18 protein-coding genes, 1 riboswitch and 1 other annotated feature are annotated in these 20,334 nt (G+C 46.4%); of the genes, 6 read left to right on the forward strand and 12 right to left on the reverse strand.

Annotated elements, in window-relative coordinates:
- Positions 1–67: 67 nt before the first annotated feature.
- The 7 genes from BLQ79_RS00620 to pepD all read right to left on the reverse strand — a co-directional run bounded on the left by BLQ79_RS00620 (position 68) and on the right by pepD (position 6,481).
- Entirely contained in the window at positions 68–289 is a 222-nt protein-coding gene (locus tag BLQ79_RS00620) for a FeoA family protein (RefSeq protein WP_091362750.1), read from the reverse strand.
- Between the two features lie 17 nt (positions 290–306).
- Positions 307–519 (reverse strand): FeoA family protein, encoded by a 213-nt coding sequence (locus BLQ79_RS00625; protein WP_091362751.1) that lies wholly within the window; start codon positions 517–519, stop codon positions 307–309.
- Positions 520–740: 221 nt separating this feature from the next.
- Complete coding sequence (locus BLQ79_RS00630; protein ID WP_091362752.1) at positions 741–1,214, reverse strand: dihydrofolate reductase; 474 nt, start codon at positions 1,212–1,214, stop codon at positions 741–743.
- The gene (locus BLQ79_RS00635; protein WP_091362754.1) at positions 1,211–2,005 is read right to left on the reverse strand and encodes a thymidylate synthase; all 795 of its coding nucleotides are present in this window, start codon (positions 2,003–2,005) and stop codon (positions 1,211–1,213) included. The genes BLQ79_RS00630 and BLQ79_RS00635 overlap by 4 nt, the downstream gene beginning before the upstream one ends.
- Positions 2,002–4,350 carry a DNA helicase RecQ gene (gene recQ, locus BLQ79_RS00640; protein WP_091362757.1) on the reverse strand — a complete coding sequence of 783 codons (2,349 nt, stop codon included), beginning with the start codon at positions 4,348–4,350 and terminating at the stop codon, positions 2,002–2,004. Before recQ ends, BLQ79_RS00635 begins: the two co-directional genes overlap by 4 nt.
- Positions 4,351–4,472: 122 nt before the next feature.
- Positions 4,473–4,949, reverse strand: coding sequence for a YbaK/EbsC family protein (locus BLQ79_RS00645; RefSeq protein ID WP_091362759.1), 477 nt, complete (start codon positions 4,947–4,949; stop codon positions 4,473–4,475).
- A gap of 80 nt (positions 4,950–5,029) precedes the next feature.
- Positions 5,030–6,481, reverse strand: coding sequence for a beta-Ala-His dipeptidase (pepD, locus tag BLQ79_RS00650; protein WP_091362760.1), 1,452 nt, complete (start codon positions 6,479–6,481; stop codon positions 5,030–5,032).
- A 382-nt stretch (positions 6,482–6,863) separates the two neighbouring features.
- Here pepD and BLQ79_RS00655 point away from each other — a divergent pair, with 382 nt between their 5' ends.
- From BLQ79_RS00655 to BLQ79_RS00665, 3 genes are all read left to right on the forward strand, one after another.
- A complete protein-coding gene (locus BLQ79_RS00655) occupies positions 6,864–8,966 on the forward strand; it encodes an OPT family oligopeptide transporter (protein WP_091362762.1) in 2,103 nt (700 codons plus the stop codon).
- A gap of 145 nt (positions 8,967–9,111) precedes the next feature.
- The gene (locus BLQ79_RS00660) at positions 9,112–9,480 is read left to right on the forward strand and encodes a Rid family detoxifying hydrolase (protein ID WP_091362764.1); all 369 of its coding nucleotides are present in this window, start codon (positions 9,112–9,114) and stop codon (positions 9,478–9,480) included.
- 33 nt (positions 9,481–9,513) lie between these two features.
- A complete protein-coding gene (locus BLQ79_RS00665; RefSeq protein ID WP_091362766.1) occupies positions 9,514–10,098 on the forward strand; it encodes a nitroreductase family protein in 585 nt (194 codons plus the stop codon).
- 80 nt (positions 10,099–10,178) lie between these two features.
- Here the strand turns inward: BLQ79_RS00665 and BLQ79_RS00670 are convergent, their stop codons facing one another.
- The 3 genes from BLQ79_RS00670 to BLQ79_RS00680 all read right to left on the reverse strand — a co-directional run bounded on the left by BLQ79_RS00670 (position 10,179) and on the right by BLQ79_RS00680 (position 13,688).
- Positions 10,179–11,564, reverse strand: a complete 1,386-nt coding sequence (locus BLQ79_RS00670; protein WP_234944877.1) for an aminotransferase class III-fold pyridoxal phosphate-dependent enzyme — start codon at positions 11,562–11,564, stop codon at positions 10,179–10,181.
- 114 nt (positions 11,565–11,678) lie between these two features.
- Positions 11,679–12,392, reverse strand: coding sequence for an SIMPL domain-containing protein (locus tag BLQ79_RS00675; RefSeq protein ID WP_159427805.1), 714 nt, complete (start codon positions 12,390–12,392; stop codon positions 11,679–11,681).
- Positions 12,393–12,545: 153 nt separating this feature from the next.
- On the reverse strand, positions 12,546–13,688 hold the full coding sequence (locus tag BLQ79_RS00680; protein ID WP_091362770.1) for an ABC transporter substrate-binding protein: 1,143 nt from the start codon (positions 13,686–13,688) through the stop codon (positions 12,546–12,548).
- A 192-nt stretch (positions 13,689–13,880) separates the two neighbouring features.
- Positions 13,881–14,079: a binding site (T-box leader), on the reverse strand.
- A gap of 637 nt (positions 14,080–14,716) precedes the next feature.
- Here BLQ79_RS00680 and BLQ79_RS00685 point away from each other — a divergent pair.
- The 3 genes from BLQ79_RS00685 (at position 14,717) to BLQ79_RS00695 (ending at position 18,339) form a co-directional block, all read left to right on the forward strand.
- A complete protein-coding gene (locus BLQ79_RS00685) occupies positions 14,717–15,865 on the forward strand; it encodes an ABC transporter substrate-binding protein (protein WP_234944878.1) in 1,149 nt (382 codons plus the stop codon).
- Positions 15,866–16,135: 270 nt separating this feature from the next.
- Positions 16,136–17,098: a glycosyltransferase family 2 protein gene (locus BLQ79_RS00690; RefSeq protein WP_200779794.1), complete on the forward strand. Its 963-nt coding sequence runs from the start codon at positions 16,136–16,138 to the stop codon at positions 17,096–17,098.
- Between the two features lie 74 nt (positions 17,099–17,172).
- Positions 17,173–18,339 (forward strand): RuBisCO large subunit C-terminal-like domain-containing protein, encoded by a 1,167-nt coding sequence (locus BLQ79_RS00695; RefSeq protein WP_091362772.1) that lies wholly within the window; start codon positions 17,173–17,175, stop codon positions 18,337–18,339.
- A gap of 62 nt (positions 18,340–18,401) precedes the next feature.
- Here BLQ79_RS00695 and BLQ79_RS00700 read toward each other — a convergent pair whose 3' ends face one another.
- Both BLQ79_RS00700 and BLQ79_RS00705 read right to left on the reverse strand, forming a co-directional pair.
- The gene (locus BLQ79_RS00700) at positions 18,402–19,670 is read right to left on the reverse strand and encodes an L-lactate MFS transporter (RefSeq protein ID WP_091362774.1); all 1,269 of its coding nucleotides are present in this window, start codon (positions 19,668–19,670) and stop codon (positions 18,402–18,404) included.
- Between the two features lie 56 nt (positions 19,671–19,726).
- Positions 19,727–19,810: riboswitch (ZMP/ZTP riboswitch) on the reverse strand.
- Between the two features lie 143 nt (positions 19,811–19,953).
- Entirely contained in the window at positions 19,954–20,325 is a 372-nt protein-coding gene (locus BLQ79_RS00705; protein WP_091362776.1) for a type II toxin-antitoxin system HicB family antitoxin, read from the reverse strand.
- Positions 20,326–20,334: the final 9 nt, after the last annotated feature.

Below are 20,334 nucleotides of genomic sequence, written 5' to 3' on the forward strand. Positions count from 1 at the left end.
AGACCATGTCCGTCTCCTGGTCTTTTACCTTTTTCATTCGAAACGACCGTATTCGAATTCGGTTTTATTATTCTACCTCGATTGAAACAGCTTCATCCTTACGTATAGAAAGTTCATAGCCACGAACGTTCAATTCTATCGGATCGCCTAAGGGCGCCACCTTTCTTACCAGAATAGAAACCCCTTTGGTTATCCCCATATCCATAATTCGGCGGCGTGTCCGTCCCTCTCCGTGGATTTTCTTAACCACCACGGTATCGCCTACCGGCACCTGATCTAATGTATACATTTCTCTCCATCCTTCTTTCAGATAAAAATACGCCGTGCCATAGACTTATCCAGGGCTACCCGGCTTCCTTTAACTTCTACAATAAGATTTCCTGCCATCTGACTTACTACCAGAATCATAGTATCCACTACAAAACCAAGCGTAGCCAGATGCCTGCGGATATCATCGTTACCGGAAATCTTCCGTATGATAACTTTTTCTCCCGTCCGTGCCATGGTAAGGGGCATCATATGCTGTTCCTCCTAATTGAAAAAAAATCTCAATACCAACTATAAGAATAAGAGTCATTATCAATTTTGTCAAATAAAAACCTGCTTTTACATATTTTACCCTTTTATTTCTCCTCTTCCATTCCCAGTGTCTATACATGACTTATTTTGTGCATATTTGTATCTAACCAGCAAAAAGGGGCTGTGAAAATGAAAAATCATTTTCACGCCCCCTGTAACTATTATTTTCTGCGATAGATTACGAACGTATGTGGTATGTCCCCTTCGCCCGGGAATTCTTTCTCCTTTATCCATTCCTTTTCATCAAATGGTGGAAAAAAGGCATCTCCATCATATGCTTTTCCTACTCTGGTCATATACACTTTATCTGCCTTTGACAGAAGAAGGCTATAGATATGTTCTCCGCCAATAACAAAATTTTCTCCTTCCGGAAGATTTTCCATAAGTGTCTCCACATCGTGAAAAAGTCTCACTCCATCTGGCACCTGGTAATCTTTTCGTCTGGACAGAACAAAGTGTGTCCTGCCCGGTAAAAGCCTTGGAAGACTTTCAAATGTTTTTCTTCCCATAATGATAGGTTTTCCCATAGTGCATTTTTTAAACCATTTCAGGTCATCTGATAAATGCCAGATCAGCTGATTATCTTTTCCAATCACGCCGTTGGCCGCTACAGCCACTATAATAGATAAACTCATACAGACACCTTCATTGGCAGCTTCCCTAAATGCTGATAATTTTCGAGAACAATATCTTCCGGTTTAAAATCATAAAAGTCCTTAATTTCCGGATTCAGATGCAGGCGGGGAGCCGGATAGGCTTCGTTCCTTCTGGCCAGCTGTGTTTTCAATGCCTCTACATGATTTTCATAAATATGTGCATTGTTGATTACATGGGTAAACAGCCCCGGACGAAGACCGGACACCTGGGCAATCATGCATACAAGCGCTGCATACTGTGCCATATTAAAAGGAATTCCCAGCCCCATGTCCCCGCTTCTCTGTACCAGCATACAGTTTAACCGGTTATCTGCCGATACATCCCACATGGTAAGGAACGCGCATGGCTGTAAAGCCATTTCCGGCAGGTCTTCCACATTCCACATAGAAACCACCATGCGGCGGCTCTGAGGATTTTCCTTTAATGTCTTAAGCAGTGTGTCTACCTGGTGATATTTTGCCAGCTGATAACCATAGGCTTTCCCAATAGTGCCATCTTCCTGCATCCATTCATCCCAGACATGGCAATTCCACTGCTGCAGTACGCGTACATCATTGGACTGCTTCTGCCAAATCCATAGAATTTCCTTTACTGACGTCTTAAAAGCTACAAATTTAGTGGTCAGAATTGGAAATTCCTTTTCCAGATCAAACTGCATAATCTGGTGTGGCAGTTTATAGGCCGGCATACCGGTGCGATTCTGCCCCAACGCCCCATTATCCAGAATATTCTGTACTATGTCCAGATATTTTGTATCTGCTAAACTCATATATCCTCCATTGATGTTTCCATAAACTGTCTGTAAATCTTCATTATTTTAGTAAGCTCTTTCCGGTATGAACTGCCAAGCCCTGCTGGCCAGTCACCAGTCGTCTTACGCATTTCAGCAGCCTTTCTCAGTTGGTCCGCTGTCACATCATCCAACTGCCCGCTGTCTTTCAGCCGCCGGATACATTGTTCCACATATATATGGAATCCGGAATCCTGTGATTCCACATCCACGGTGCATTCAATCTGTTCCAGTCGATGCTTTGCTTCCTGCACAGCGTTTAAGAACAACAATCCAAATTTTTCAAATTTGGCCGGACCGATACCGTAAACCGCCTTAATCTCCGATTCCTGTGACGGCCGGCGGAACGACATATCCATCAATGTGCGGTTGGAAAGTATCTGAAATGGCTTTATTCCCTGATCATCTGCCATGCGGTTCCTTACCGACACCAGATAATCATAAATACAGGCCGCTTCTCCCCGTTCCCGTTCTCCAGCCAGATTTTTATTTTCTTCCCGAGGAGTCTCTGTCTCCTCATTGCCCTCATCACGTATAAGCTTCAGGAACCGTTCGCCATATTTTTCCAGTTTAAATACCCCTACGCCGCTGATTTGTCTCAGTTCATCCCTTGTCACAGGGCGGACTGCCGCCATCTGTTCCAGCGTAGCATCGGAAAAGATAACAAAAGGCGGTACCTGTTCCTCTTTAGCCATTTGTGTTCGAAGTCTCCGAAGCTGCTCGAAAAGGGCACCCCTGTCTCCGGTGAATTTCAGATTGTCAATAACCTGTTCGGCCGCCATCCGTTCCATACCAACAGCAGGACCCATCACCCGGCCATCGCCTGACAGGACGCGCATCGCCATCGGCGTAAGGTACAGGGAAGGATAGGGCTCTCCTTTCTGCAGAAGATATCCATCGGCCATCAGTGTATGAATCGTATCCCGGATATGTTCAGTCTTCTCAAAAGACAGCTTTCCATACGTCATCTGCTGATCCAGGTGCCTGTCCCTGATATTCCTGGAACGGCTCCCTTTCAGAATATCGGCAATAACATTGACGCCAAAGGACTCATTGACATTGCGTATGGTCCGGAATATAAGCACGGCCACATCAGTAATATCCACCCGTGCCCTTGCATTTTCACACGACGAACAGTGCCCGCACGTATCTTCCGGTGTTTCCCCGAAATACGTAAGGATGGTATTTCTAAGACAGGCCGACGTACTGCAGTAATTAATCATCTGGTTCAGACGGCGATATTCAATATCCAGCTGCTCTGCCGGCAAATCGCTCTGCGCCAGCAGGTACTTCTGAATCCCTGCGTCCCGGGCACTGTACAACAGGATGCATTCGGCTCTGGCTCCATCCCGTCCGGCCCTTCCGGCTTCCTGATAATAGGCTTCCAGGCTTTTAGGCATCTGATAATGAATTACATACCGTACATTGCTCTTATCGATACCCATACCAAACGCATTGGTGGCCACCATAACCTGCAGACGGTCAAAAGAGAAATCATCCTGTGCTTGTTTTCTTTCCTGCTCACTGAGGCCGGCATGATACCTCCCCGCCTGTATTTTATGGGTTCGGAGAAGGGTATAAACGGAATCTACCGCCTTCCGGGTTGCACAATAAATAACACCGCTTTCCTGTTTATGGGTCTTTACATACCTTAAAAGCAGCTGTTCCTTTTCTTCCCTCCCCAGTCCGCGGAGCACACGGAAAGAAAGATTGGGTCTGTCCAGACCGGTTCGATAGATATCAGCATGTACCAGTCCCAGATTTTCCTTTATATCTTTTTCTACCAGCGGTGTAGCCGTGGCGGTAAAGGCCGCCATAACCGGTTTATGGGGCAGCAAATCTACAAATGTTCTGATTTTTCCATAACTGGGACGAAAATCATGTCCCCACTGCGATACACAGTGTGCTTCATCCACAACCACCATGGACAGCGGCACCTGTCTGAGACAATCGGTAAAATAAGATGGTTCCAGTTTTTCCGGTGCCAGATACAGAATCTTTATCTTTCCCCGGTACAAATCCCGCAGTCGTTCAATTGACTCCCCAAAAGGAACCGTACTGTTGACATAGGAAGCAGCAATCCCCTGGCGTATCAGTGATTCCACCTGATCTTTCATAAGAGAAATCAGCGGAGAAACCACAACCACCCCATGCGGCATCATCAACGCCGGCACCTGAAAACAAATCGATTTTCCCGCGCCGGTGGGCATAATGGCCAGCACATCATGGCCTGACAGAAGGGAATTGACCACTTCTGCCTGCCCTGTACGGAAACTGTCATAACCAAAGTATTCCTTTAGCACCGCTTCTGGTGATTCAGTCATAAAATCCCCCCTTCTGTCTGAACAGCATATCCTATTTATTTTATCATAAAAAAGAGGCTGCAAAAAATCATTTTCGCAACCTCTTTTTACTTCTCTCTGCTGACTTACCAGTGAGAGACCATTTATTTCATTTCCCAGCCTTTGCAGATATCTACATATCCACGGGAATGAGCACACTTTTCAAGTTCCTTAAGACTCAGCCTGACGGCACTATGATCTGTTCCTGCCGCCGGATATACTTCACTAAACCGCATGAGGGACACATCCAGATATACCGGAGTCCCTTCCGGGAGACAGAACGGACATACTCCGCCAGGTTTGTGCCCGATAAATTCTTCGCATTTAGCTCCGGGGATCATACTCGGTTTCTTATGGAAAACTGTCTTATACTTATGGTTGTCAACCCTGGCATCTCCGGCAACTACCACAATAAGCGGTTTTCCATCCAGAAGAAATGACATGGTTTTCGCAATACGGCCTTCTTCCACTCCAAGTACAGCAGCCGCTTCTGCAACTGTAGCCGTGGGTTCAGTAAAACTGATACAGCGGTCTTCCATTCCTAATGTTGCAAAATAACTTTTTACCTTTTCAAATGACATAGATTCCCTTCCTTTCAAGTACATACAGATTTAAATATTTCTATTATATGCTTTTCCTGGGATAATGTCACTTTCACCGATTATTTTAAAGCTTTCAGTGTTTCTGCAATGACCTGAATCATTATGGCAATAGAATCCAGTTCTACAGATTCATCGGCACTGTGAATGGCATGGGTATTCGGACCTACAGAAATAATATCGGCCGATGGATTCAGATGATAGAACCGTCCGGTTTCCAGCCCACCATGGATAGCTTCTGTACGGGGCTTACGACCGGTTATCTTTTCAAAAGCTTTCTCATAAATTGGAGCCAGTTTGCTTTCTGTATTCACCGTCCATGCCGGTTCTGCATTTCCCTGCTCATAGGCAAATCCGGTCAGCTTGGCAAAAAGTGGCAGCTTCTGGAGTAATTCCTGCAGCCGGTCATCTTCTCCGGATCTTGGCAGATATTCAAAGGATACCGCCTCTTCCGTAGTCTGAATGGTACCAATATTAGCTGAAAGTTCCGGAAGGTTTGCATAAGTCTGATTCATCACATAGATGCCGCTATGCAACATGCAGAGCAAATCAACCAGCATTTCTGTATCCGAAGCAGAGAACACACGCTGCGGAACTTCATCAGGCTGAATCAGCAATTCGGCCTGATCTTCAATGCCATGGAACATTCTGTGGAATTTTTCAGACCATGCATGCAGTACTTCTCTGACCTTTCCTTCATTATCCGGGCTGATGACAATAATTGCATCACAGTCAGCCGGGATTGCGTTAGATGCATCACCGCCATTAATGCTGGACAGACGATAGTCTATTCCTGCATTCCTAAGGTCAAGCAATGCTTCTGCCATAGCCTGAATAGCATTTCCCTTGCCCTGATGGATGGTTGCGCCGGAGTGACCACCACGGAACCCATGAGTTTGCAGGTGAAGCGCCATAGTATCAGCAGTTTCCCCCCAGTTGATAATCCGTGTAAACCGGGTATGGCAACTGCCGGCAGACCCCATACAGATAACATCCAGTTCTTCAGAATCTACATTAATAATATAATCCAGATCCTGGATATACCGGGAATCCAGATGGGTAGCCCCGGTCATTGAGGTTTCTTCATCGGTAGTAAATATAATACGCAGCGGGCCATGTTCTACCCCGAGCTGAAGCAGAATCAGTGCAGATGCCACGCCGGCTCCATCATCAGCTCCCAGGCTTGTATGATCAGCATGAAGAATATTCCCTTCACGGATCAATTTAATCTCACTGGTCAGCGGATCAAAAGGATATCCCGGCTTGGCCACACACACCATATCCATGTGCCCCTGAATCAAAGTAAGCGGAGCCTTCTCATAACCTGCTGTAGCCGGCACATTGGCAATTACGTTATATACATCATCCTGGATTACATCGGTAACCCCCAGAGCATGAAGGCGGTTTACCAGATAATCACTGACTGCCTTTTCATGGTGAGAAGGTCTTGGATGTCTGGCCAATCCTTTAAACTCATCCATAATCATCTCAATAAGTCTGTCCTGATCTGTCATTGTTATCCTCCTGAAGGTTGTTTTGGAACTATCTTATCGGATAATCCTCTCCCAGCTCCCTGGACTTCGATTATCCATATTTGAATTATATCCATTATAGCATTAATGGATAGTATATTCTTCCCTTCTTCTCTGTCCCATAAATTTCAAGTCAGGAATTATTCCTTTCGGCTATCATTTCACCGATTACATTTAGTTATAGAATATTGTGAATGTATTTCGCTATGTATATCACTTATCTAACTAATCTATATATAGCCTTATTTATACACTTTACAGATAATTCATTTACTAACCCGGCAAATCGTATATAATATAGTAATATATTAACTGCATCTTATTCCTCTTTATAAGATACAGGATTAAGATAGGAGGGCTCACAATGCCAGACAAAAAGTCTTCACCTGATTCACAGGTGAAATATCCGAGTCTGCCCGAACTTACATTGCGCGGCATGCTGCTGGGTATATTGATTACTGCAATTTTTACTGCATCCAATGTATATCTTGGATTAAAAGTAGGTCTTACTTTCTCATCCTCCATTCCGGCTGCAGTAATTTCTATGGCAGTACTTCGTTTCTTTAAAGATTCCAATGTTCTTGAAAACAACATGGTTCAGACACAGGCCTCTGCAGCAGGTACTCTTTCTGCTATCATTTTTATCCTTCCAGGCCTGCTCATGCTGGGTTACTGGCAGGGATTCCCGTTCTGGGAAACACTGCTGCTCTGTGCCTGTGGCGGTTCTATGGGTGTCTTATTTACCATTCCACTCCGCCGTGCCATGGTCGTAAACAGCGACCTCCCTTATCCGGAGGGCCGTGCAGCTGCAGAAATTCTCAAAGTAGGCAGCCAGATGCGCAAGGACAAGGCTGAGGGAAAGGGTAAATCCGGAAAGTCCAGTGGTATGAAGGATATTGTAGGCGGTACATTCGTAGCCGCTCTCTTTTCCCTTCTTTCCAACGGCTTCCATGTAGCCTCTTCTGAAGTAAGCCACTGGGTTTCCCTTGGCAGGACTTCCGCCACTCAGCTCCCGATGGGATTTTCCATGGCATTGCTTGGTGCCGGTTACCTCATCGGTATTGCCAGCGGCATCGCCATTTTCGTAGGTACTCTTCTTTCCTGGGGTGTATTTGTTCCATACCTGACCAGTGTAATGACTCCGGAAGCCGGCCAGGCCGCTTCTGAATTTGCTCATTCCATCTGGGCTTCCAAAGTCCGCTTTATTGGTGCAGGCTGTATCGGTACCGCGGCGGTATGGACCTTGATTACCTTGATTAAACCGGTCATTGATGGGGTAAAAATGTCCATTGCTGCACTTCGCGATAACAAAACGGCTGAAGCCAGAGCACTCCATCATACCGATATTGACCTGGATCCAAAGACCACCGGTATTATCTTCCTGGTGATCCTGGTTGGTCTGTTTGTTGCCTTTTATTCTTTTGTAAGCGGATTCAATCTGCCGTTATCTATTTCTTTAACCTATGTATTCACCGGGATTCTGGTTGCGCTGCTCATGGGCTTCTTTGTAGCTGCTGCCTGCGGATACATGGCCGGCCTGATTGGTACTTCCGCCAGCCCGATTTCCGGCATAGGCATCCTGGGTATTATTGTTTCATCCCTGGTTGTTCTTGGTCTCAGCAAGACCTTTGAAGTATTCGATATGCCAGGCGGCGCTATGTTCTCCACCGCATTTGCTATTTTTATTACCAGTGTTATTGTCAGCATTGCCGCTATCTCCAATGATAATCTGCAGGACCTGAAAACCGGCCAACTGGTAGGTGCTACGCCCTGGAAACAGCAGGTTGCCCTCATTATCGGCTCTGTTGTAGGTGCATTCGCCATCGCTCCGGTTCTGAACCTGCTTTATCAGGCCTATGGTTTTACCGGTGCACTTCCCCGTCCCGGCATGGATCCAACCCAGGCACTGGGTGCCCCGCAGGCGACCCTGATGACTACCATCGCAGAAGGTATATTCAGTTCCACTCTGGACTGGAATTATATTATCTTTGGTATTTTTGTCGGTATCGCAGCCATTATTACAGACCGTCTGCTTAAACATTTCTCTCACGGGAAACTGGCACTTCCTCCGCTGGCCATCGGTATGGGTATCTACCTGCCGCCAACACTGGAACTTCCTCTGGTCATCGGTTCCGTTATGGGATATATCATTCATAAGAAACTGGCTGCACGTGCCGCGGTACGAAGCCCTGGCCATGAACAGGAAGATATTGATGAATGTAACCATCATGGCGTCCTGTTTGCTTCCGGCCTCATCGTAGGCGAAAGCCTTATGGGCGTTCTCATCGCCATGCTCATCGTTCTTTCTGTTACCTCCGGTGGAAGTGAAAATCCGCTGGCACTGGTAGGACCTGACTTCCAGCCGGTTGCTGACTGGATTGGTGCTCTCTGCTTCATCGGCACTATCATTTATTTTATCCATCACATTTTTAAGACTCCGTTCACTCCGGAAGATAATGATAAATAAGCACCACTATAAAAGATGCAGAACGACATATGTTGTTCTGCATCTTTTTATTTGCCAGTTCTGCCCTCTCTGCGTTTGGGACATTCTCTGAAATGCGTTATAATATATCCATGTTATAATATTTTGTCATTTTTAGGAGGATGTTATGAAAATTATTCACTCTGACAATGCTCCGGCAGCCCTTGGACCCTATTCCCAGGCATATGAAGCCAACGGATTCGTATTCACTGCTGGTGAGCTCGGAATCGATCCCCAGACAGGAAAACTCCCGGAAGGCATTGCCGCTCAGGCAGAACAGGCCTGCAAAAATATTGAAGCCATTCTGGAAGCTTCCGGACTGTCCATGATGAATGTCATCAAAACAACCTGCTTCCTCGCCGACATGGCTGATTTCAAAGTCTTTAATGAAATCTATGGAAAGCATTTCGTAAGCAAACCGGCCAGAAGCTGCTTTGCTGCCAAGACCCTTCCTGGCGGCGGGCTCTGTGTTATCGAAGCTGTCGCAGCCAGATAACATCACCTGATCTGCTTATATAAGGAGGTAGCAATGAACTCATTGTTTTCAAAATACTGTGCAGAATGTCGTACGTTTCGCCGTTTCAAACAGATTCCTGTTCCTGAAACACTTCTGCAGAATCTTATAGAAGATGTACGCGTTGCTCCTTCCGGCAGAAACGCTCAGGTTCTTCGGTATATCGTAGTAAATGACAAGGATACCGTGGCCCGCATACAGCCATTCTTCCATTTTGCCGCTGCACTTCCACCGGAGATTGGACAGCCGGCAGAGGGAGAACAGCCAACCGCTTTTATTATCATCTGCACCGAAGGGATGAGCCCACGCACAGCCGGCATTGATATAGGTATCGCTGCCCGGACTCTGCAGCTTGGAGCCTGGGAGAAGCAGGTAGGCAGCTGTATCCTTTTAAATGTTGAATTTCCAAAGATTCTTCCTGCCATCGGCAATGTGCCGACAACCTGGCAGCCGGCACTGGCACTTGCGCTGGGGTATCCGGATCATACCAGTACCATAGTCGACATGCCTGCCGATGGTTCCACTGCCTACACCGTAGATGAACAACGCAATTATTATGTTCCTAAGAGAAAAAAAGAAGATATTCTTCTCTGGAAATAAGAACTTGAAAAGGATGCTTTCTGTACCACATATGAGTACAGAAAGCATCCTTTTTCATTTCCAGAAACGGAAGATTATGCTTACCAGCCATGCCGATAGCTCAGCACTTCGTCTGGAATATTTCCCTCTTCAAGGTCTGTAATCGCCTCATCAAGAATAACAAATCCTTCATGCAGCTTTTCCGGCCGGATATTGAGCGGCGGCTGAATCCTCAGTACATTTAGCCCCAGCGTAATCAGTATGAGCCCTTTTTCATAAGCTCTGAAAATAATTTTAAATACCCCATCCACATCCGGTACCTTACATCCCTCAGAGTCCTTTTTCACAATCAGAATCCCCTGGGACATTCCCAACCCGCGGAAAGAATCCACTGTCTCCGGATGTTTTCTCTTTAATTCCTTCATTTCGTCTACAATCTGGCAGGAATTATTTTTCAGGATATTTTGGAACTCATCCGTCTCATAATAATCAAAGGCTGCCCTTCCAGCTGCACAGGCCAGAGCATTGCCACTCAGAGTAAAGACATGTGCCGGCGCCGGAAGAGAATTCATAATTTCCTCCCGTGCCATAAAGGCCCCCAGTGTCAGACTTCCACCTATGGATTTTCCCATGATGATACCATCTGGAATAATTCCCTGATAATGTTCAATGCCAAAAAACTTTCCGGTTCTCCAGAATCCCTGCTGCACTTCTTCTGAAATAAACAGAATTCCATTCTTTTTGCATAAGTCATAAAGCTTTCTCATAAATATGGGATGAGCCGGCAGAATCCCCGCATCCCCCTGAATTGGTTCGATAATAACCGCTGCCACTTCATCAGCCGGCATATAGAGCTGAAAAGCTTCTTCTATCGCTCTGGTACCTTCTCTCTCTGCGATTTCATCGCTTACATCCGTACCGAAAAACGGAAAATGATAAATTTCCGGCATAAATGGCCCCATCTTCGCATGCATACGTGGAGTGCATGTCGTCATTGTGCTGGCACAGTAGGTATTTCCATGATATCCGTTAATAAAAGTAATAATCTTCGTACGGCCAGTATAGGCACGGGCAAACTTCACCGCCGCGTCATTACAGTCTGACCCGCAGTTTCCATAGCAGATTTTAGCCTTTACACCGCCCGGATATCTGGAAACCAGCCGTTCGGCATAGGATATCATCGGTTCATTATACGAATATCCGCCATTATACTGCGTACATTTCTCCAGCTGTTCCCTAATCGCCTGATTAATATGTACATTAGCACTCCCCAGATTCAGTGAAGAGGCGCTGGAAAGAAAATCTATATATTCATTTCCATCTACATCAGTCAGCATTTCTCCCCGTGCCCGGTCAATGACAAAGGGATAGGATGATAAGTGCTGACATGTGGCAATAACTTTCCTGTCCCGTTCCACCAGCGCTTCACTTTCAGGTATGTGTTTCTTAATCTTATAGACCATAATCCTTCCCTTCTTTCTCTGCATTCCGCAGTCTGTCCTCTTCATATCATACCGCTCACTGTATATAAAACAAAGCAGGGAAAATGTTCTTTCATTTTCCCTGCCCTGTTTTCATTTACTGAACCGGTTTTCCTGATTTCAGTTAATTTGGAAGGTAGCCCCTACAGAAGCTGTAATGTCCTGTTCTGTCGGTTCCAGTGAGGTTTCCTGACGCACAGCCGCATTGTCTGCAGCGGCCAGCTTCATAGTTCTGTACTGAACTGTCGGCTCTTCGTTGTTGCTCTGATCATAGAGAGAAACGGTGGAAATAACCCGCTTTCCTACGGCCTGTGCCATAACAGTGGCCTTGCGCAGTGCCGATTTGGTAGCAATGGCCAGTGCACGATCCTGATACATCGCCGGATCTTTCAGCCCAAACGATACCGAATCAACGTAACTTGCTCCGGCATCTACTGCAGCATCCATCACTTTCCCTGTAATCCGTACATTATCCACCTGTACTTTCAGGACATTATGCGCCCTGTATCCGGTAAGCACCGATTTTCCGTTCTTTTCATACCGATATTCCGGACTTACACTGTAACCAGTGGTTTCCAGACGGGACACGTTGGCTCCTGCCGCAATTACTGCTCGTCTGACTTTAGCCATAGTCATCGCATTAGCCGAAGAGGCTGCACTGGCATTGTCCGCACGGGAATCCACCGTAACCTGGAAAGTAGCCATATCCGCAGGAATAGTGATTTTGGCAGTCCCGGTAGTATAAATAGTATGCATGGTATCTTCTGCATGTACTGTTACAGCAGAAGCCATCAATAACCCTGTCGCACACAGTGCAATTAATTTCTTATTCATTTTACATTCCCCTTTCAAAATAGAAAGCATGCTATCTATTTTCTGTATTAAGAACATTATATAGATTTTACCCATTACAGTCAATGTCATCCATTGAATTCTGCCAATACAAAAAGGAGCCCCTATGGACTCCTTTTTCTTTTTTATTGTTAATCAGTTAGCTGCCTGGAAAACTCCATCATTCATCTTCAGCAATACCAGATCAACTACCGGATCACGCTTTTCATTAAAGCTGAAAGTGCCGCAAACCCCGTTGAAATTTTTCATCTGGGCCATAGCATCGCGAATCTTAGCCTTGTCGGTTGTTGTGCCGGCCCTCTTCATAGCGTCTACTACCATGTATACTCCATCATAGGCCCCGGCTGCAAACTGATCCGGTGCATGACCATACTTCTTAGTGTAGTTGGCCACAAATGCCTTGGTCTTTTCATCATTGCGATTTGGAGACCACATAGAGGAAACATACACATTGTCAGCTGCCTTTCCGGCCAGTTTTCCCAGTTCAGGGGAAACGAATCCATTGTCACCCAGTACTGGCTGATTCATACCCATTTCACGCATCTTCTTCAGAATCAATGCCCCTTCCTGGTACAGAGAGCAAATGACTACTGCATCCGGATTCTTCCCCTGAATATTGGTCAGCTGAGCAGAGAAATCACTATCCTTACTTGCAAAAGTCTCTTTAGCTACAATGTTGACTCCTTCTGCCTTCAGCGCCTGTTCGAAGTATTTTTCCGCCGTTACATGTTGTTCATTATCATTAGCATAGAGAATGGCTACATTCTTATATCCCAGCATAGCATGCGTTTTCTTTACCGTCTGTGGTATGTTCATCGATTCCGGTACGGAGTTTCTGAACAGATAATTGCCTCCATCCGTCATACCTTCCGCAGTAATGGAAATCCCCAGTGTAGGTATACCTGCCTGCTGTGTCATCGGCCATACCGCCTTAGCTTCATTGGAAGTCATTGGTCCAATGATAACCGAAACATGATTTCCCATCATTTTCTGTGCTGCATTGATAGCATCCTGCGGAGCGCCTTTGGAATCCTCGGTCTGAATATTTACCTTAAATCCGCTCTTATTGATTTCTTCAGCAGCCATATTGATTCCTTCCTGCTGAGAAATCCCATAGGCTGATGCACTGCCACTCAGTGCAGCGATAAATCCTATCTGTGCTGTATCATTGCTGCCAGAAGCAGCTCCCTCTTTGTTTCCACAGCCTGTCATGCCTGCTGCCACTGCTGCAATAATCATAGCGGCACCGATTGTTTTCACTGTCTTTGAAAATTTCATAATTATTCCTCCCGGTAATATGCAAAAAGCAGAAATCCTGCCCTTTATAACATGCCAGGGGCGCTTCTGCGCGGTACCACCCTGATTTATTTCTCATGGATATTTCAGAATCGCAGATATTTGCCTGGGTACGACCGGCCATATATTCCTGTAAAACGAATACAAAAAAGCCCCTGTCTGCCATCTCTGGCAGACAGGGGCGACATATCGCGGTACCACCCTGCATTATACTCTGAAAAAATCCTATCCGTAACGGGGATTGCCGCCCTCTCTACTACAGGTTCGATTGGGAGCTCTCAGGAGAGTTCGTCATATGCTTAATACCGGTTTGCACCATCCACCGGCTCTCTGTAATCTCCACATATCACTTTGCCCTGATCATCGCTTATCTCGTTTGAGATTGTTTGTATTATACCGTTGCCCTCTTACCCTGTCAACGATAAATTTAAATATTTATTTTTGTGAAATATATCTGGGAATATTCCTTTTGTTTGTTCAACCAAAAGGCTGTAGATTCACAGTATTTTTTTACATCTTCCCAAGTTTCCTATATCATAAAATAACATTTCTATAAATTTCAATGTTTTTATGTTGACAGGACATCAGGCTGCCTGTATACTTAGTACAACTTTTACATGAAACAAACGATGAACGAGACGTTATGGGTCCAGAAGCTTCAGAGAGCCGGTGGGCGGTGAAAACCGGTGCTTTCTCCCATATAAATCACTCGAGAGTTTCCAGGCTGAAATTAATCAGGTCTGGCGGCCTTCCCCGTTATGGAACAGTGCTGGATAGCCAAAGTACAATGCAAGGTGGTAACGCGCGAGTCGCCCTTGTCCGATTCAGGACAAGGGCGTTTATATTATTCCACCACATAACGGAGGCCAGTCTTAGCCAGAGTGAAAAATCAGAGTGGTAACGCGCACAGGCGCCTCTGGAAAGAGAAATCTTTCCAGAGGCTTTTTTCATGAAAAGTCAATATCCATAAACTATTCTGACAATTAAAACGAAAGAAGAGGGGTTCAACAATGAGCATGGGAAAAAAATGGATGAAGCGTGTAGCTGTAAGTATGATGGTGGCCTGCGCCATTGCTGGGCTCTCCGGCTGTGGTAACAAGGAAGATTCTTCCTCCGCATCTGGCAGCAATGTAGCTAAAGTAGGATTTATCAATGGCACCACCGGTGCAGTAGCAGGATATGGCCTGTCTGAACAACAGGGGCTCAACCTGGCAGTTGAAGAAATAAATAAAGAAGGAAAGATTCATTTAGAGGTAGAAGAACAGGATACCCAGGGACAGGTTTCCCAGGCAGTTAATGTGGTTCAAAAAATGATTGGTGACCATAAGTCTGTACTTATCGGACCGCTCATTTCCTCTGAATACAAGGCAGTAAGCCCTCTGGTTGAACAGGCTAAAATTCCTCTGGTCGGGGTAGCCATCACCGCTGAAGGCGCTACCGATAATTCCAATTATCTGTTCCGCGTCTGTGTTCCGGAATCTGAAAACATTCCGCAGACAGTAAATAAGACCCACGAAAAGCTGGGATATAAGACCGCAGCTATTCTTTATTCTTCCAATAATGAACATCAGGTTTCTGCCTACAAGGTATTCAAACGTTCTCTGGAAGCTGCCGGTGTAAAGATTGTAGACACAGAAACCTTTGCTGATAAGGACAGCGATTTCTCCGCACAGCTCACCAAGATTGAAGCGGCTAAGCCGGATGTAGTCGTAGTTGCCGCTTATTATCAGGAAGGCGCACTCATTCTGAAGAAGATGCGCGAAATGGGAATGAATCAGCCGGTACTGGGCGACAATGGATTTATGTCCCCTGAGCTGACCAAGATGGCCGGTGCTGCCGCCAATAACGTTTATGTTTCTTCTATGTGGACTCCGGAAAGAAATAATCCGGAAACCAAAAACTTCGTTGAAAAGTTCAAGGCTAAGTATGGACAGGAACCTGATAATTTCGCAGCCTGCGCTTATGTAGCCATGAAGTATGTGGCTAAAGCTATGGAAACTGCAGGTACTACCACCGATACTGCAAAGATTCGTGATGCCATGGCCAATATCAAGAACTTTAATTCGGCTACCGGTCCGCTTTCTTTCAACAATAAGGGAACCCCGGACGTTGACCTGGTACTCCTGAAGATTGAAAACGGCCAGTATAAGGCTCAGTAAGCATACGGGAACTCTATCCCGGAATCACAGAAAAGGGCACAGCCAGCGCTGTGCCCTTTTTGATTGCGTGAAAACACTCAGCCGATACCCGGTTTTCTGCTGGAAAGGTGTTCTTAAATTGTTCTTTAAGATTTCTTTAATTCTCCCTGTTACTATAACTATGCGAATATAATCAGTCAGCCGGAAATTTCCGTCCCTCTATTTTTATTTAGACCGGGAAATCAGTAAATGGTATACTAAAGAGTAACAAACGAAGGAAGGATTAATGCCATGATATCTATCGTCACACCTGTTTATAACGAAGAAGATAATATCGTCTTTTTTTACAATGCCGTAACCCAGGTCATGAAAAACACATCGTATGACTACGAACTCCTCTTTGTCAATGATGGTTCACGCGACAAGACCGAAATGCTTATCAACCAGCTGGCCCAGAAGGATTCTCATGTCCGTGCCCTCACATTTGCACGCAATTTTGGACATCAGATTGCCATCACCTGCGGTATGGATATGGCATGCGGCGATGCGGTAATCACTATGGACGGAGACATGCAGCATCCACCGGAACTTATCCCGGTCCTTCTGGAAAAATGGCGAGAAGGATTTGATATTGTGCAAACCGTCCGAACTGCCACAGAAGATGCTGGCTTCATAAAGAGAATGACTTCATCCGGTTATTATGCATTTATCAACTCTATTTCAAAAACCCCCATCGTTCCCGGTGGTTCTGATTTCCGGCTTATGGATAAAAAAGCCATACAGGTATTCCGCCGTTTCAGAGAACACAGCCGTTTTATCCGGGGAATTGTAGGCGGCATGGGCTTTAAACAGACAACCATCGAATTTGAAGCACCTAAACGTCATGCGGGAGTCTCTAAATTTTCCATGAAGAAAATGCTGCATTTCGCTATGGATGGTGTAATCACCAATTCCACTATTCCCCTTCATCTGGCTTTCTATATAGGCATCCTTGCAGCACTGGCTGGCGGGCTCCTGATCCTTCATGTCATTTACTGCTATATTACCGGATCCGCCGTTCCAGGCTGGTCCACCATGACTATCCTGATTTCCCTTTTTGGAAGTATCAACCTTATGGGGCTGGGTATTCTGGGGGAATACGTAGGGAAAATCCTGGAAGAAACCAGAAACCGCCCTCTTTACTGGCTGTCCAACGATACGGCCATGGATAAATCCACCCCTTATTACAAGGCACATAATCATTCCGGTACCTGACCTGATTTCCCGGTCATACCCTGTTATCATCCAAAGACTGTGAACCCTCACAGTCTTTTTTGAAAGGAGTCAGAATGGATTCACTTGATTTCGCAAAGCTGCATGCCGACTGTGAAACTTCTCATCGCTTTATGGTAATTTATCGTATATACAGCCGTTCCTGGGATGAAGCAAAAGCCACCGCATGGAATATTGCCATTGAACAGTCCGTGGAATGTCCCTACTGCATGGTGGAAGGTACGACAATCGCGGATACGATTGTCGGTAAAATAGAACAGCTCTCTCCCGATGGTCCGGAGCATTATCTGGCTGTCATTTCCTACACCCCGGAAGCTGTCGGTGCCGAATTTACGGAATTTATAAACATGCTCTTCGGAAACTCCAGCCTTCAGAAAGGCGTACGGCTCATAGCCTTCTGCCTCCCCGATGAAATGAACCATACATTCCCGGGCCCGCGTTTCGGACAGGATGGAATCCGACAGCTTACCGGAATCCACCAGGGACCGATTCTTATGTCTGCCATTAAGCCGCTGGGAACCCCGGTCAGCCGGCTGGCCCGCATGGTATACGATCTGGCCTGCGGAGGCTGCTCTATCATTAAGGATGACCACAACCTGTTTAATCAGACCTATGCTCCATTTGAAGAAAGGGTGCGGGCCTGTGTAGAAGCGGTAAATGCCGCCTATGAAGATTCCGGCAACAGGGCCCTGTATGTGGCCAACTGCAATGGGGATGGCGAAGAATCCATACAACGTGCCTGGAAAGCCAGAGAACTTGGCGCCGATGGCGTGATGATTTCCCCGGGGCTCTGTGGATTCGGTCCGCTTTTCCGACTGTCTTCCAACCCGGATTTTTCCCTTCCTCTGTTTCTCCATCCAAGCTTTGCCGGCCCGCTTACCGCTTCGGATGAGGCAGGCATCACTCCTTTCTGTTATTTCGGGCAGCTGGCGCGCCTGTCCGGTGCGGATGCTTCTGTATTTACCAGTTTTTCCGGACGTTTCTCCTATACCCGGGAAGAATGCCAGTCCATCGCCAGGGCCGCCGGCATGGATATGAACGGAAGAAAATCCATGTTCCCAGTTCCCGCCGGCGGAATGAAATGGCAGCTATTCCCAGTCATGCATGAGGTCTATGGTGCCAATACCATATTCCTCGTAGGCGGAAATCTGCTGACACACAGTGATTCCCTGAAAAACAGCGCCAGATTTTTCAGAGCGGAAATCGATAAGCTGAATTCATAACGTCAAAACGGATGGTACGTACCCCTCTTCGGTACGTACCATCCGTTTTTAATTACTTCCTGTTATTCTGCCGGTGTTTGTTCCTGCAGGACATATTTTTTCTTCATCCGCATATTGCTGATTTGAATGACCGCCGACACGAGGAACGCCAGAGCGAGAAGACAGGCAAACAGCTGCAAAGTGGCCGTATAGCCACCGGTGTTTTCCTTCATCGCCGCTAGAATGACCGGACCAGCCACACCGGCAATCCCCCATGCGGTGAGAATGCTGCCGTGAATGGATGCCAGCTGCCGTACCCCGAAAATATCAGACAGGAAGGCAGGCATACAGGAAAATCCACCGCCATAGCAGCTGATAATCAAAAGCACCAGTGCCTGGAATATCAGGCCTTCTGTAGTGACTGACAGCGCGTAAAAGGCTGCTACTTCCAACGCAAAGAACACCAGATAAGTCACCCCACGGCCAATCCAATCAGAGACAGTGGACCATACGATACGTCCGCCGCCATTGACTACCCCGATAATCCCTACCAGGGACGCGGCCTGCGCCGGAGTCATACCAATTACTTCCTGAGCCATAGGCGAAGCTACCGCCAGAAGCCCGATACCGCAGGTAATATTGGTAAAGAAAATCCACCACAGCGCATAAAATTTCCACGTATGAAGCGCTTCACGGCGTGTCATCTGCGGTCCCAGCATGGTCCGCTTATTCCCCCGGGCCGCTTCTTCCTTCAGTACATCTTCCAGGGACTGCTCGATTTCCCCCTTGCGCGGAGGACGAAGATACGATGCGGACGCGCACATAATCACAAAATATACACATCCCATAATCAGAAAATTATTGACCAGTCCATAGGCGGCCGTAAGATGCTGCATAACCGGTCCGGCAATCAGTGCGGCAAATCCAAATCCCATGATGGCCATACCAGTGGCAAATCCTCTGTGCCTTGGAAACCACTTGACCAGAGTGGATACCGGAGTAATATATCCGGTTCCCAGACCAATCCCTCCGATAAATCCGTAAAACAGATACAGCAGAGGCGTGCTCTTCACTGATATGGCATAACCGGTTCCCAGCATCCCCAGGGCAAAGAAACATGCCGAAAGCAGGCCAGAGCGGGAAGGCCCCATGCGCTCCACAAAACCACCAAGGAACCCTGCCGACAGCCCCAGGAAAAGAATGGCAATAGAAAATGCCCATGTTGTCTGTCCCAGAGATAATCCCATAGCTGCCATAACCGGCTTGGTAAGTACACTCCAGGCATATACGCTGCCAATGCAGATATGTATGCCCACTGCTGATAAAGCGATCAGCCATCTGTTTCGTTTCATTCCGCTACCTCCTGAAAGTCCTTGAAGAGGCACCGGCCAATAAAAAACGCCTGAGCCTCTTCAGCCCAGACGGTCGGCAATACCAGATTCTGCAGTCCACGTGGTTGATTCCACTGTATCCGTCAGTCCTGCAGTTCCTTTAAATTATGCCATCATCATATCATTCCCTACCAAATATGTCAATTCGATTTTACAGCATACACAACATATGGTAGTTTCATTAATAAAGATAAAATAAAAAAGATCATGAACACATGTCCATGGTCTTTCCTTTTTACTCATATCAGCCTTTGAATTCAAAAAGATGCTGCAGGCGGCTTCCGTGGGATACCGCATGTTTTTTCTGATTCCAACTAGCTGCTTCTTTCATTCTCAGTTCTCGGTCCAGACGAATATGACGGGTATCGGCCACCACTACACAGATGGTGCATCCGCGATTCTGCAGTCTGAGCAGCGTGGAGTCTGAGGGCGGCGGAAAAAATTCACTCCGTTCTTCCAATTCCAACAAAGTGCGGCATAAGGCCACACGTGCGCTTTCCATCGCTTCTTCCATGGTATGCCCATAAGCCCGGCATCCGGCTATATCTGGAAAATCCGCCACAATCATATGTTTATCCCGTTTACAAGTAAAAATAGCAGGATACATATATCTCATACTATTTTA

Source organism: Dialister histaminiformans (assembly GCF_900103425.1).
Lineage (GTDB): Bacteria > Bacillota > Negativicutes > Veillonellales > Dialisteraceae > Allisonella > Allisonella histaminiformans.